Consider the following 12,647-nt stretch of genomic DNA (forward strand, 5'->3'; position numbering starts at 1 on the left):
ACTACGGAGTTGTTCATGAGCTTATTCACCGACAAAGAGGTTAAGGCACTCGACGAACTATTCCACGAAGTTGGCGTATATCGGCACAGTAAGGATTTGAAGGAGCTATTCGACTTCATTAAGAAATTTCCGAAGATAGCGCCATTTAATGCTTTCCTCCTCCATATCCAGAAGCCAGGCAGTCAGTATGTGGCTTCTGCCTCAGAATGGAGGGAGCAATTCAACCGTACCATCAAGCCCGGTGCTCGCCCACTCGTAATCTTGTGGCCGTTTGCGCCCGTGCGCTTCGTTTTCGAGCTGGAAGATACCGACGGCAAAGATCCGTTTCCAGAGGCGTTACTCAAGCCATTCCAAACTAATGGAACCCTTGCAAAGCCTGCCTTGGATCGCCTGATTAGAAATCTCCCTCGTGATGGCGTTTCGTACCATGAAGCGGACCACGGCACGGGAAGCGCTGGCTTTATCGAGGTAGCGAAAGGGCATGGGACCCAAGATGCGGGAAAGAAAAAGGGTAAGGTGCTGTACCACCTGGTGGTAAACCAAAACCACTCGAAAGAAGAAAAATTCGCAACGATTGCCCACGAACTAGGCCATCTCTATTGCGGCCACCTCGGAACGCCAAATGAAAACTGGTGGCCAGATCGCCGTAAGGAACACATCAACATTCGAGAGTTCGAGGCCGAAAGCGTTGCCTGGCTTGTGTGTGAGCGGGCTGGGATAAAAAATCCGTCGGCAGAATACCTCAGCGGATACATGAACGAAAACGCTCAGATCCCCCAAGTTAGTCTGGAAAATGTTCTGAAGGCTGCCGGAATGATAGAGGCCATGACCTTGAGAGGCCTTTCGCTGCGCAAAGAGGTTGTTGTCTGATGTTGGCTGGCACCTCAGTTCGATTCCCGTTTTGGGAACCGAACCGGCGTCCGAAAACCGGATTCGAAGTTGTTGCGGCTCGACGCCAGGTATCCGGTTTTACTGCAAACCCGTCACCCTCGTCCGGTGCTGGGAAATCGGGGGAGAAAATCGTTTCTTTGGTCGGGTTGTTGGGAAGTTGTTGTGCAAGATGACTTCGTCGTTTATTATCAAGGAGTTACGAGGAACGCGGGCTTTGAGGCTGTTTTGCGGTAGGTCGTCGTTCCCTCCACCACCTTGCAAGAGAAAAGCCCCTGATTTCAGGGGCTTTTTTCGTTTCTCTCCCACTAAAAAGAAAAGGGATGTCCACCAAAAGAAAAAGTGTGCTTCGAAAGCTGTGGGATTCAAACTGCTAGCCAGAGTCTATCTCAGCAATAACTATCCCGGTCGGCCCTTTATATGCGGGTGATTAATCCGTTTCAATTCGTTCTGCCTGGCCGGTTTGCTCCAGGGCCGCAGGTGATCTTATGGGTTCTACCAGAAGTGGTTGCCGGATTCGGGTTTTGAGTAAGTCCTGGAATGGGTCTGTGTTGGTCAGGTTTGGGTCCAGCCACATGTCGAAGTCTTCCCGATTGAGCATGAGCGGTATGCTTTTCGAGTGGATATGACTGAACCTGGGGTGTGGTGGCAGGGTGATGATAGTGAACGACGGTACCACTTCTTCCTGGAAGTCCCACAGTTCATACAGGCCGGCAAAGGCTATGGCGCTGTCGGCCGGGTGGATGTTGTAGCCCTGTTTGTGGCCTTTCTCGCCTGTCCATTCATGGAAGCCGCTGGCCGGTATGATGGCGCGCTGACTGTGAAACCGCTTCTTCCAGAGTGGGCTGGTGCCCAGGCTGCCCGATCGGGCGTTGAAGGTGCTGTACTTTGGCGAGGGGCGGTAACCGGTGCCGTCTGGTTTGCGCTCTATGAGCAGTGACCAGATGGCGTCCTGCAGGATGCGGCCCTGGAGGGTTTCGTAGACGATTTGGGCTTTGGCTCCGGGGGCGATGTTAACGCGGGGCTCTATCCGGAGCGGTATGCCGAGTTCGTCCAGGAGGCCTTGGACTATGGGGTCGTCGGATACGTTGAATCGGCCGCACATACCCCTCCCAAGTGTGTACGAAACCCACTGAACTACTTTTTCTTTTTGTATTTTACAGTCAGCTTATTATCGATAGGATGCTTGGCGATCTCATAATCTGGGTTGAAGGTAGCTACATTATGAGCAGCCATGCCAACCGCAGAGGCAACACCAAGCACGCCGGTAATGCCTCCAAAAAAGCTAGCGCCAGCTGCAGCTACCCGGCCATATGTGTAGATTCGACAACGCAGTCCCTGGGATTCAATCAATTGCTCGACTTTCGTAGCAGCTTCTGTCAGCCGACCACCGCAACCAGTGACCTCAAAACTCTCCTTTTTCTTGATCAGTTCGTTTGTGGCCGCGACCATAGAATCATCAAAGCTAACCCTTTCCATCACTCAATCCTGTAATTAGATGTGTAGCTAATTAGTACTTTATATCTAGGAATTGGGTCAACCGCGCTTTTGTGAAGGAATGAAACAGAAGTGTCAACAAGGTGTCGAACCGCCAAAGGTTGCGTATGGGCTTTAACAGCCTTAGATTTCAATAACCAACTGATTATTAAGGCTTTACGTCCTTCCCTCATTGCCTCAAATAGCTCTGCAGCCTCGTACAGGCCATATCCCGATAGGCTCGGCTTTTGGGGTCGTTGTCTTTTTGATACTGCGTTCTCCAAAAATTGCAGTTTTCACGGGCTCCGGCAATAGCGGCCTGTTTTTGCTGTGCCTGCTGCTCTCTCCACTTCCGGTCTGCAGCCAGTTGACGCTCCCTTTCTTTACGCGCCTGGATCTCCTGGGGCGTAGGTGGCGGTGGCGTTGTTATCTGAGGAAACTCGATTTTAGGGCCGCTGGACATTCTGCGCTCAAACTCATCACCAAGGGCGTCCATAAAGACGAAGAAGACGAGCCACCCGATGATGGTCACGATGACCCAGGAGACAATATTGGCAACCAGAACCGCAGAGAACATTTTAAACCAGGACATTTTTCACTCCTTTGAATCGGTACTGGAAAGACTACCCAAAGCTATCGTTAGCTAGCAACTGAGCTTCGACTTTCGTTCGCTAAAAACAGGGATCTTTTTTTGGCCCTTTTTTTAGGTCTATTTTTTGGTATACTTTTTTTGTGCCTACAAAACTTCGAGCAGCACGACCAACCAAGAAGCCGCAAAATCACTATGAAATACAAAGCGGCCAAAACCCAAACCTAGGGATAACGGCACAGGGGAATGTTTAATGAGAAGCCTATTTGCAAGGCTTGCGGCCACCATTTCGGAGCTGAAGGCTAATCCAAATGAGGTGCTCAACCAGGCTAATGGCGAACCGATTGTGATCCTGAGTCACAACAAGCCAAGAGCCTATATGGTGCCTGTCGAGACATTCGAACAGATGCAAGAGCAGCTTGAGGATTACCGGTTACTCCAGGAGGCTCGCAAGCGTATGGATGACGAATCAATACCGGTGAGCATCAATGAGCTACGAGCTGGAATTCAAGAAAAAAGCGCTCAAGGAGTGGAACAAGCTTAACCCTACTGTCCAGGCAGAGTTTCTGAACATTCTGGAACGCCGCCTGGAGAATCCGAGGATTCCGAAGCATCAACTTAAGGGATCTTCGGATTTCTACAAAATCAAACTGAGATCCCAGGGCTTTCGCCTGGTCTACCACGTAGACGATGGGAAAGTGGTTGTCACTGTGATCACAGTTGGCCGTAGAGATACCGTTTACAAGTCCTTCTAGGTGTCCACAAAGTGTCAACGTAACTGCGGTTTTGAGTGGTTATGTGTGGAACGCCATTTTTGTAAGTGACTGTTTTATGGGCTATTGTGGTTTTCTGTGGGCGTAAAAACAGGTGCGGCATCGGGTTCAATTCCCGCCGTCTCCACCAAATTTAGGTTTCTCCGGAATACCCCAGAACCCAAAACCTCCTCAAAAGCCCCGCCAGTCGGGGCTTTTCTCGTTTTAGCCGTCCAAATTATTCCAACGAGTTCCACTGGAATCCGCATATCGTTGTGGGTAAATTTGTGGGTAAAGATCGGGCCTACCCACACTGGCCCACTTCCATACCCACAATGAAAGCAGGCAGCTATGAGCAGAGCGGCCAACAAGCTAACCAACACCGCAATCAAGAACGCCACGACGGAGGGCAAGGCACAGCGCAAGCTTGCAGACGGTGGAGGGCTGACCCTGGTGGTGAAGCCAGAATCGAAAGTGTGGTGGCTCCGGTATCGTTACGACGGAAAGGAGAGAACCCTCACCCTCGGGGCATACCCACAAACCTCACTCAAGGAAGCCAGGGCCAAGCGCGACGAAGCAAAGCAACTGCTGGCTGAAGGGATCGACCCCGTTACCCACAGGGCTACCCACAAAACCAAGCGGGTAGAAGCCACCGCCAACACCTTCAAGGCCGTGGCAACCGAATGGCTGAAGGAAGTACACCAGAAAGCCGTGGTAGAGGAACACTACAACCGGAACGTTCGCCGCCTGGAGCAACACGCCTTCCCCAAGCTGGGCCGTCGCCCCATCAGTGAGATAGAGCCCTCTGACATCCTGGAGCCATTGCGTGATATTGCAAAAACGGGCCGGAGAGAAACAGCAAAACGGGTAAAAACCCTGATTGGCCAAGTATTCCGCTACACAGTCAGCACCGGCCGCGCGCAGCGAGATATGACCGCAGACATACGCGGCATCCTCCCCGCTTCAGAAACAAAACACCACGCCGCTGTAGTGAAGCCAGACGAAATAGCCGACCTTCTCAAGCGAATCGATACCTACTGGGGAACACCAACCGTTTGCATGGCGCTGGAGCTATCGCCCCTACTGTTCCTTAGGCCCGGCGAGCTTCGCACCATGAAGTGGGAGCAAATCGATTGGGATGATGCCACCTGGACAACCGAGCGCACCAAAAACGGAGAGCCATTGGTAGTGCCTCTCGCACGCCAGTCCATCGAGCTGCTGAGTCAGATCCAGGAAGTTAATGGCAAGTGGGAGTGGGTGTTTCCTGGCGGTCATAGCAAGACCAAGCCCATGAGCAACAACGCGATCAGAACGGCCCTGACCCGGCTGGAGCTGCACGGCATCATGTCTGCCCACGGATTCAGGGCCATGGCCCGAACCGTTCTTACCGAACGTCTGGGCTTCAGAGCATGAGGAACTGCCGAATCTGAAGTGTGAAGTAAAGCAGATCGAATTTCCCCGCTTCGACTCAGACGGTAATCACTCAGAACCATGGCGAGGTAACGCGATATTCCGCACGCTGTTTTCACTCACAGACGGCACACACGCCGGGTACGAGCGCATCCTAGATGAGAAAGTACAGCGGAGCCCCGACGACAAGCCCAACGACAAATACGTCACCAAAGGCTCAACAACAGCCGGAGCCGCCACACCGATAAGCTACCAGCCCCACGACCTGGCCTCGCTTAAAGGCGAGGTGATCGTTTGCGCTGGCCTGGCTGATGGATACCGATTGAATGAGGCAACCGGCCTGCCCGTAATCTGCGGAGTCGGTGAAGCGAACATCCCCGGCAACGTGGCGCTACTGCAAAATCACTATCCAGCATTGGTGCCAATAGCAGCCGTGGATAACGACAAAGCGGGAAAGTTGGATGGCGAAAAATCCGGCTGCACCTGGACCTGCCCGAAGTCTGCGAAAGACTGGAGTGATGTATACCAGCAATCAGGACGCGAGGCCGTGCTGGCGGAATATCAGGAAGGCATGACCGTGCCGGTAAAACCCGAACTGGAGACCCGAGAAGAAGCCGACGATGAACGCAAGGCTCAGTCCGATCTGATTGTTGAATTCGTCCTGGCCTCCAATGATCTATTCCACGATGAAAACGATGTAGCCTATGCGCAGAACATGGATTCTGGTGAAGTGTGGCCGCTGGCGGGAAAAGCCTTTCGTCACTGGCTGACCGCAGCTTTCTATGGGCAAACGAAAAAGGCAGTCCGGGATCAGTCCCTGCGTGAAGCAAGGATGACGCTGGAGGGTATAGCGATGCAGGATTGCCGCCCGGTTTATATTCGAGTCGCCAGCATTGAGGGCTGGCACTGGATCGACCTTGCTGAGCCCGGCAGGAATGATGCTATCTGCCTGATGCCCGGAAAATGGGCAATCTATAGCGCTCCGGTGATGTTTTCACGCTCCGAGAGTGCACAGGCGCTTCCGCGACCAATACCCGGCGGCAACATTGACCTGCTGTGGAGCATTGCCAACATCGTGCCGGATCAGCGGATCCTGGTGATTGCCTGGCTAGTAGAATGCCTGCGGACAGACACCCCCTTTCCAATCCTGGAAATGTTTGGCGAACAAGGCTGTGCGAAGTCTACCACCCAGACCGCGCTCCGCCGGCTGATTGACCCAAACGCCGCCGACCTGCGGGCAGTCCCGAAATCTGCCGAAGACCTTTATGTGACCGGCGGAACCAACCACGTGATCAGCATTGAGAACGTCAGTCACCTGCCTGCACCGATTCAGGATGCGCTGTGCGTGATAGCAACTGGCGGAGGGTTCGCCGAAGGGGCTTGGTGATGCCATGCGGCGGGCTGCGCCTGCACTCCGCCAGCTAGGTATTGAATGCCGGTGCCTTGGCAAGATCGGTTCAACGGTCAAATGGCGTATCGGTCAGAGAAAGTCTTTAGAACAAAGTCGTCAATGTCTTGAAATCGTGCATGGATCCGGAGATCAGCACGACTTTACGACTTCTACGACTTCAGATCAGTCAGTTTCTTTAAGTGAAAGCCAGAACTCCAACCGGTCTGCCGACGAACGGAGAGTGTTCTGATGAGCGCCCTTGCCTATCTGCACGAGCATGGCCTTCAAGCGGAGAGCCTGCCCGGTGATCGAATCGCAGTCTGGCCAGGAGAAGCCATCACCCCCGCCCTCGAACGCTGGATTGCCGAACATAAGCCAGAGATCGTTTCCGAGCTTCGCAAATCCGCAGCCCCGGCAGAAAAGAAAAACCAGAACCCTCACGCCATTTTGCTGAAAATGGCCGAGCAACTACAGGCCAGCCCCGCAATCCTGCGAGCCCTGCTGGACTCGGACGATATGCAAGACATAGCCGAAGGGGTAATCAGCCGGGCTCACCTGCTGGCGTACTTCCGCCAGATGTATACCCCTTAACCTTGCCTAACCCCACCAACTCACGTAAAACAAACCCTATATCGAGTGGTTAGCAAGCAATACACCCCGGTATTGCCCGTCACTCCCCGGAACAACCAAAGGCACGAAACGACACAGCCTGTCGCTCCGTGCCTTTACGCTTTATCAGAGAGATAGCAGTAACTTCTCATAGGGAACAACCGAGCAATGAACAACACGGAACAGCAATTCCTCAAAGCCCTGGACGACAAACTCTGGAAAGCCGCCGACAAGCTCCGCGCCAACCTGGATGCCGCCAACTACAAGCATGTGGTACTGGGCCTGATCTTCCTGAAGTACGTCTCCGATGCCTTCGAGGAGCGTCAGGAAGAATTGCTGGAACGGTTCAAGGATCAGAACGACGACATCTACTACCTGCCGCCGGAAGACTACGACGGCCACGAGGACTACCAGCAAGCCCTGCTGGAAGAACTGGAAATACTGGATTACTACCGCGAAGCCAACGTGTTCTGGGTACCCAAGCCCGCTCGCTGGAGCACCCTGAAAGAGAAAGCCGTGCTGCCCGTGGGCACTGTGCTCTGGCAGGACGATGCCGGTAACGATGTGAAGCTGCGCTCCGTGTCCTGGCTGATCGACAACGCCCTGGAAGAAATCGAGAAAAGTAACGCCAAGCTCAAGGGCATCCTCAACCGCATCAGCCAGTACCAGTTGGACAACGACAAGCTGCTGGGCCTGATCAACACCTTCTCCGACACCTCCTTCACCCGGCCGGTATTCGAGGGCGAGAAGCTGAGCCTGCACAGCAAAGACATTCTCGGCCATGTGTACGAATACTTCCTGGGCCAGTTCGCCCTTGCCGAAGGTAAGCAGGGCGGCCAGTATTACACCCCCAAGAGCATCGTCACCCTGATTGTCGAAATGCTGCAGCCCTACTCCGGCCGCGTATACGACCCGGCCATGGGCTCCGGCGGCTTCTTTGTCTCCAGCGACAAGTTCATCGAAGAACACGCCAGCGAACAGCACTACGACGCTGGCGAGCAGAAGAAGCACATCTCCGTGTACGGCCAGGAATCCAACCCCACCACCTGGCGCCTGGCCGCCATGAACATGGCCATCCGGGGCATCGACTTCAACTTCGGCAAGAAGAACGCCGACACCTTCCTGGACGACCAGCACCCGGACCTGCGCGCCGACTTCGTGATGGCCAACCCACCGTTCAACATCAAGGACTGGTGGAGCGAATCCCTGGCCGACGACGTGCGCTGGAAGTACGGCACCCCACCCAAAGGCAACGCCAACTTCGGCTGGATGCAGCACATGCTCCACCACCTGGCACCCACCGGCAGCATGGCCCTGCTGCTGGCCAACGGCTCCATGAGTTCCAACACCAACAACGAAGGCGAAATCCGCAAGCGCCTGGTGGAGGAAGACCTGGTGGAATGCATGGTCGCCCTGCCCGGCCAGCTGTTTACCAACACCCAGATCCCGGCCTGTATCTGGTTCCTGACCAAAGACAAAGCCAACGGCATGGTACGCAACGAGAAGAAGCGAGACCGCCGGGAAGAGTTCCTGTTCATCGACGCCCGCAACCTGGGCTTTATGCGGGATCGTGTGCTGCGGGACTTCACCAACGACGACGTCGCCAAGATCGCCGACACCTTCCATGCCTGGCAGCGTGGGGAAGGCTACGAGGATGTCGCCGGTTTCTGCAAATCCGCCAGCCTGGATGAGATCAAGAAGCATGACTTTGTGCTGACGCCGGGGCGCTATGTGGGGGCTCAGGAGCAGGAAGACGATGGCGAGCCCTTTGCCGAGAAGATGGCGCGGTTGACTGGGCAGTTGCGGGAGCAGTTTGCTGAGAGTGATCGGCTGGAGGCTGAGATCAAGCGGAATCTTGGGGGGCTGGGGTATGAGTTCTAAGATGGCCTCTTATCGACTGGGCGACCTCACTGACTGGCTCTCTGGTGGGACCCCTTCAAAGAAAAATCCAGAATACTGGGGCGATGATATACCGTGGATTAGCGCCTCCTCGATGGGCGGTTCTCGTTATTCCCATTCCGACCTGAAAATTACGAAAAAAGGCTTGGATGCCGGCTCCCGACTTGCACTTGAGGGCTCAATTCTTTTGCTTGTACGAGGGAGCACTCTTCATAACAGGATTCCTGTCGGCATTGCGGAGCGAGACGTTGCTTTCAATCAAGACGTAAAGGCTATCAGAGTCAAGCCTGAGCTTATTGCCCGCGAAGTAACCGATGAAATGTATGTGTATTATTGGCTCAAAGCTAATGAGCAACGATTGCTTGAAATGGTAGAACATACAGGTATTGGAGCCGGAAAGCTCGATACAAAACGTCTTCAAAATCTTGAGATACACTTACCACCTTGGCCCGAACAACGACAAATTGTCGCATCGGCAACAGCAATTGATGAAAAAGAAATTCTAAACTCCCGCATCAACCAAACCCTGGAACAGATGGCCCAGGCCATCTTCAAAAGCTGGTTTGTCGATTTCGAGCCGGTCAAAGCCAAGATCGCCGCACTGGAAGCGGGCGGCAGCGAGGAAGACGCCCTGCTCGCCGCCATGCAGGCCATTTCCGGCAAAGGCGAAGCGGAGCTAACCACGCTCCAGGCCGAACAGCCCGAGCAATACGCCGAACTCCGCGCCACCGCCGAGCTGTTTCCGTCGGCTATGCAGGATAGTGAGTTGGGAGAGATTCCGGAGGGGTGGATTTATGGCACACTCAGTGACCTTGCAGACTTCAGTAGCAACCGCATTTCAAAAGATGAGTTGTCACTGGAAACATACATCTCAACAGAAAACATGCTCGAAAACAGGAAGGGAGTTTGCACAGCTTCATCATTGCCTTCCTCAGCCTCGGTTCCGAGCTTTGAATCGGGAGAGATACTAATCTCAAACATCAGGCCCTATTTCAAAAAAATTTGGCTTGCCAATAAGAGTGGTGGCCGATCACCAGATGTCCTCGGATTCACCTGCAGACACAAAGGCACGAACGAGTACCTCTTTAATCTTCTATATCAAGACGATTTTTTTGAGTACATGATGCTCACGTCAAAGGGCGCCAAAATGCCCCGTGGTGACAAGAAGGCAATCATGCAGTTCGGCTCCGTTATCCCACCTATTGGTCTGATGAAATACTTTTCTGAGCGCGTAAAGCCATTTTATGTGCTCGCCACCTCGCAAACCCGGGAATCGGAGTCGCTTGAATCATTACGAGATACTCTACTTCCCAAACTGCTCTCCGGTGAACTCTCAGTATCCAACATAGAGGATCAACTAGCGGAACTGGAGGAGCCAGCCCATGTTTAAGATCGACCCAACCGCCAACCGCATCAACCCACTGGAAGTAAAACGCTTCAGCGACCTCGGCTTTACCGAGCGCAAGCACCTGCAAGAATGGCTGGAGAACTACCCGCAAGCCCTGGCCCAAGAAGATGGTGAGGAACTGCTGATCATCCAAAAGGAGTTCGATGGTTTCGACGACACCCGCGAGCGGCTGGATCTGCTGGCCATCGACAAGGACGGCAACCTGGTCGTCATCGAAAACAAGCTCGACGACAGCGGCCGGGATGTGGTGTGGCAGGCACTCAAGTACGCCAGCTACTGCGCCAACCTGAAGAAGCAGCAGGTGGTGGAGATCTTCCAGCGCTACCTGAACCAGAAGGCCCAGAACGAAGGCAGCACCCCAGCCGATGCAGAGAGCGTGTTACTGGAATTCCTGCAGGCCGACGACCTGCAATCCGTGCAGCTCAATACCCTGAAAAGCCAGCGCCTGATTCTGGTGGCCGCCCACTACCGCAAGGAAGTCACCAACACCGTGCTCTGGCTGAGCCAATTCGGCGTCAACTGCCAGTGCTTCAAGGTGACGCCCTACCAGGCCGGTGCAGAGCTGTTCCTGAACGTGGAGCAGATCATCCCCCCCCCCGGAAGCCTCGGACTTTATGATTGGCATGATGGCCAAGGAGGCCGAGGAAAAGAGCGCCAGCAATGAACAAAAGAGCCGGCATACGCTGCGTCTGTCTTTCTGGGAACAAACCCTGGAGGCCTTTGGCCGTAGTAACTGCTCGCTGTTTAACAACATCAGTCCAGCCAAAGATCACTGGTTAAATGCTGGCTCCGGGATCAGTGGCATGGGTTACCAGTTAATCTTTGACAAAAATGAAGTGCGTGTTGGATTAAGTATGCAAAGCAGCCGTGCCGAGGCGAACCGCTTTGTATTTGACCGACTGCAGACCATGAAATCCCAGATTGAAACTGCTTTTGGTAACGAACTGGTATGGCTGCCCCTACCAGACAAGATTGCGTGCCGTATCCAGTATGAAAAGCCTGTCGATGGCTACAACAAGGCCAACTGGCCCGAGATGATCGAATGGTTGGTGGAGCACATGACCCGGCTGGAAAAAGCGCTGAGCGGGCCGCTGGACAAAGTTCGGCAGGAGCTCAGAACCACAAACTTCAGTAAAGAGCCAGGCGCAGGGCACGATGCATAAGCTGTTGGCTATACTGACCGGTTTGCAAACAACGACAAGGAACTGTCATGACTGAACAACAGGTACGAATCTTCACTTCAACCGACGGCCAGGCGCAGCTGGAAGTGGCACTGGAGCAGGAAACCGTCTGGCTCAGCCAAGTCCAGATGGCGGAGCTGTTTGGCAAAGACGTGCGCACCGTCAACGAGCACGTGGGCAATGTGTTCCAGGAGGGGGAACTAGAGAAAGAACCAACTATCCGGAAATTCCGGATAGTTCGCCAGGAGGGCAAGCGTCAGGTTCAGCGGGAAATTGATCACTACAATCTGGACATGATCATCTCTGTTGGCTACCGGGTGAAATCCCAGCGTGGCGTGCAATTTCGTAAATGGGCCACCCAGGTTCTCAAAGACCACCTCGTTGAGGGCTACACCCTCAACCAGCGCCGCTTGGCCGAGCGCGGCATCGAGTTTGAACAGGCCGTTGATCTGCTGAGCCGCACACTCACCAATCAAGGCCTGGTATCCAATGAAGGCGAAGCCGTTGCCCGGGTAATCAGCGACTACGCCCGCTCCTGGAGCCTGCTGCAAGGCTACGACGAGCAACAGCTGGCCGAGGTGGGCATCAAGCAGCCGGATATGCAGCCGCTGGAGCTGGACGAGGCACTGAAAGCCATTGGAGAACTCAAGCAAACGCTCATGGCCAAGGGCGAGGCCACCGAGCTGTTCGGCCAGTTACGGGGTAACGGCCTGGCTTCTGCGTTGGCCACTATCGAGCAGGGCTTTGGGGATGAACTCTTTTATCCGAACGTGGCTACCCGTGCCGCTCACCTGCTCTACTTCGTGATCAAGAACCACCCGCTGGCCGATGGCAACAAGCGCTGTGGCTCGTTTCTGTTTTTGTGGTACCTGCGCCGCAACGCCGCTTTGCTGGCGCGGCCGGTAGAACAACTGATTAATGACAACACCCTGGTGGCCTTGGCCCTGCTGGTGGCGGAAAGCCTGCCGGATCAGAAAACCCTGATGATCCGGCTGATTGAGCATTTCCTGCTGCTGAAGGAGCCCATTGGGGAATAAGGATTGTT

Annotated in this window: 14 protein-coding genes; 11 read left to right on the top strand and 3 right to left on the bottom strand. The window is 54.2% G+C overall.

Annotation, left to right across the window (positions count from 1 at the left end; genetic code table 11):
* Positions 1-15 precede the first annotated feature (15 nt).
* Complete coding sequence (locus Q669_RS15855) at positions 16-870, top strand: ImmA/IrrE family metallo-endopeptidase (protein ID WP_022993036.1); 855 nt, start codon at positions 16-18, stop codon at positions 868-870.
* A 448-nt stretch (positions 871-1,318) separates the two neighbouring features.
* Here the strand turns inward: Q669_RS15855 and Q669_RS15860 are convergent, their stop codons facing one another.
* The 3 genes from Q669_RS15860 to Q669_RS15870 all read right to left on the bottom strand — a co-directional run bounded on the left by Q669_RS15860 (position 1,319) and on the right by Q669_RS15870 (position 2,956).
* Positions 1,319-1,993 carry an SOS response-associated peptidase gene (locus Q669_RS15860; protein WP_011786784.1) on the bottom strand — a complete coding sequence of 225 codons (675 nt, stop codon included), beginning with the start codon at positions 1,991-1,993 and terminating at the stop codon, positions 1,319-1,321.
* 32 nt (positions 1,994-2,025) lie between these two features.
* A complete protein-coding gene (locus tag Q669_RS15865) occupies positions 2,026-2,367 on the bottom strand; it encodes a hypothetical protein (protein ID WP_022993037.1) in 342 nt (113 codons plus the stop codon).
* Positions 2,368-2,554: 187 nt separating this feature from the next.
* Positions 2,555-2,956 (bottom strand): hypothetical protein, encoded by a 402-nt coding sequence (locus tag Q669_RS15870; protein ID WP_022993038.1) that lies wholly within the window; start codon positions 2,954-2,956, stop codon positions 2,555-2,557.
* A 250-nt stretch (positions 2,957-3,206) separates the two neighbouring features.
* On the opposite strand from Q669_RS15870, the gene Q669_RS19430 reads away from it, so the two are divergent.
* The 10 genes from Q669_RS19430 to rhuM all read left to right on the top strand — a co-directional run bounded on the left by Q669_RS19430 (position 3,207) and on the right by rhuM (position 12,639).
* Positions 3,207-3,497, top strand: coding sequence for a type II toxin-antitoxin system Phd/YefM family antitoxin (locus tag Q669_RS19430; RefSeq protein WP_011786787.1), 291 nt, complete (start codon positions 3,207-3,209; stop codon positions 3,495-3,497).
* On the top strand, positions 3,442-3,708 hold the full coding sequence (locus tag Q669_RS15875; RefSeq protein WP_011786788.1) for a type II toxin-antitoxin system RelE family toxin: 267 nt from the start codon (positions 3,442-3,444) through the stop codon (positions 3,706-3,708). Before Q669_RS19430 ends, Q669_RS15875 begins: the two co-directional genes overlap by 56 nt.
* A 348-nt stretch (positions 3,709-4,056) precedes the next feature.
* Complete coding sequence (locus Q669_RS15880) at positions 4,057-5,118, top strand: tyrosine-type recombinase/integrase (protein ID WP_011786789.1); 1,062 nt, start codon at positions 4,057-4,059, stop codon at positions 5,116-5,118.
* Positions 5,119-5,437: 319 nt separating this feature from the next.
* Positions 5,438-6,502: a hypothetical protein gene (locus Q669_RS19135; RefSeq protein ID WP_022993039.1), complete on the top strand. Its 1,065-nt coding sequence runs from the start codon at positions 5,438-5,440 to the stop codon at positions 6,500-6,502.
* A gap of 252 nt (positions 6,503-6,754) precedes the next feature.
* Entirely contained in the window at positions 6,755-7,096 is a 342-nt protein-coding gene (locus Q669_RS15890; protein ID WP_011786791.1) for a hypothetical protein, read from the top strand.
* A gap of 186 nt (positions 7,097-7,282) precedes the next feature.
* Positions 7,283-8,995 carry a type I restriction-modification system subunit M gene (locus tag Q669_RS15895; RefSeq protein ID WP_022993040.1) on the top strand — a complete coding sequence of 571 codons (1,713 nt, stop codon included), beginning with the start codon at positions 7,283-7,285 and terminating at the stop codon, positions 8,993-8,995.
* Entirely contained in the window at positions 8,985-10,403 is a 1,419-nt protein-coding gene (locus Q669_RS15900) for a restriction endonuclease subunit S (protein ID WP_022993041.1), read from the top strand. The genes Q669_RS15895 and Q669_RS15900 overlap by 11 nt, the downstream gene beginning before the upstream one ends.
* Positions 10,396-11,085, top strand: a complete 690-nt coding sequence (locus tag Q669_RS19940; RefSeq protein ID WP_022993042.1) for a hypothetical protein — start codon at positions 10,396-10,398, stop codon at positions 11,083-11,085. Before Q669_RS15900 ends, Q669_RS19940 begins: the two co-directional genes overlap by 8 nt.
* Positions 11,036-11,584 (top strand): DUF4268 domain-containing protein, encoded by a 549-nt coding sequence (locus Q669_RS19945; RefSeq protein ID WP_022993043.1) that lies wholly within the window; start codon positions 11,036-11,038, stop codon positions 11,582-11,584. Before Q669_RS19940 ends, Q669_RS19945 begins: the two co-directional genes overlap by 50 nt.
* A gap of 47 nt (positions 11,585-11,631) precedes the next feature.
* Positions 11,632-12,639, top strand: a complete 1,008-nt coding sequence (gene rhuM, locus Q669_RS15910; RefSeq protein WP_022993044.1) for a virulence protein RhuM/Fic/DOC family protein — start codon at positions 11,632-11,634, stop codon at positions 12,637-12,639.
* The last annotated feature ends 8 nt before the right edge of the window (positions 12,640-12,647 follow it).

The sequence above is a fragment of the Marinobacter sp. C1S70 genome (assembly GCF_000475355.1).
In the GTDB taxonomy this organism is placed as follows: Bacteria; Pseudomonadota; Gammaproteobacteria; order Pseudomonadales; family Oleiphilaceae; genus Marinobacter; species Marinobacter nauticus.

Excerpts from the sequence above, each read along its gene's own strand:
- Q669_RS15855 (WP_022993036.1), top strand. The coding sequence starts at position 16 with ATGAGCTTATTCACCGACAAAGAGGTTAAGGCACTCGACGAACTATTC.
- Q669_RS15860 (WP_011786784.1), bottom strand. The coding sequence starts at position 1,993 with ATGTGCGGCCGATTCAACGTATCCGACGACCCCATAGTCCAAGGCCTC.
- Q669_RS15865 (WP_022993037.1), bottom strand. The coding sequence starts at position 2,367 with ATGGAAAGGGTTAGCTTTGATGATTCTATGGTCGCGGCCACAAACGAA.
- Q669_RS15870 (WP_022993038.1), bottom strand. The coding sequence starts at position 2,956 with ATGTCCTGGTTTAAAATGTTCTCTGCGGTTCTGGTTGCCAATATTGTC.
- Q669_RS19430 (WP_011786787.1), top strand. The coding sequence starts at position 3,207 with ATGAGAAGCCTATTTGCAAGGCTTGCGGCCACCATTTCGGAGCTGAAG.
- Q669_RS15875 (WP_011786788.1), top strand. The coding sequence starts at position 3,442 with ATGAGCTACGAGCTGGAATTCAAGAAAAAAGCGCTCAAGGAGTGGAAC.
- Q669_RS15880 (WP_011786789.1), top strand. The coding sequence starts at position 4,057 with ATGAGCAGAGCGGCCAACAAGCTAACCAACACCGCAATCAAGAACGCC.
- Q669_RS15890 (WP_011786791.1), top strand. The coding sequence starts at position 6,755 with ATGAGCGCCCTTGCCTATCTGCACGAGCATGGCCTTCAAGCGGAGAGC.
- Q669_RS15895 (WP_022993040.1), top strand. The coding sequence starts at position 7,283 with ATGAACAACACGGAACAGCAATTCCTCAAAGCCCTGGACGACAAACTC.
- Q669_RS15900 (WP_022993041.1), top strand. The coding sequence starts at position 8,985 with ATGAGTTCTAAGATGGCCTCTTATCGACTGGGCGACCTCACTGACTGG.
- Q669_RS19940 (WP_022993042.1), top strand. The coding sequence starts at position 10,396 with ATGTTTAAGATCGACCCAACCGCCAACCGCATCAACCCACTGGAAGTA.
- Q669_RS19945 (WP_022993043.1), top strand. The coding sequence starts at position 11,036 with ATGATTGGCATGATGGCCAAGGAGGCCGAGGAAAAGAGCGCCAGCAAT.
- rhuM (WP_022993044.1), top strand. The coding sequence starts at position 11,632 with ATGACTGAACAACAGGTACGAATCTTCACTTCAACCGACGGCCAGGCG.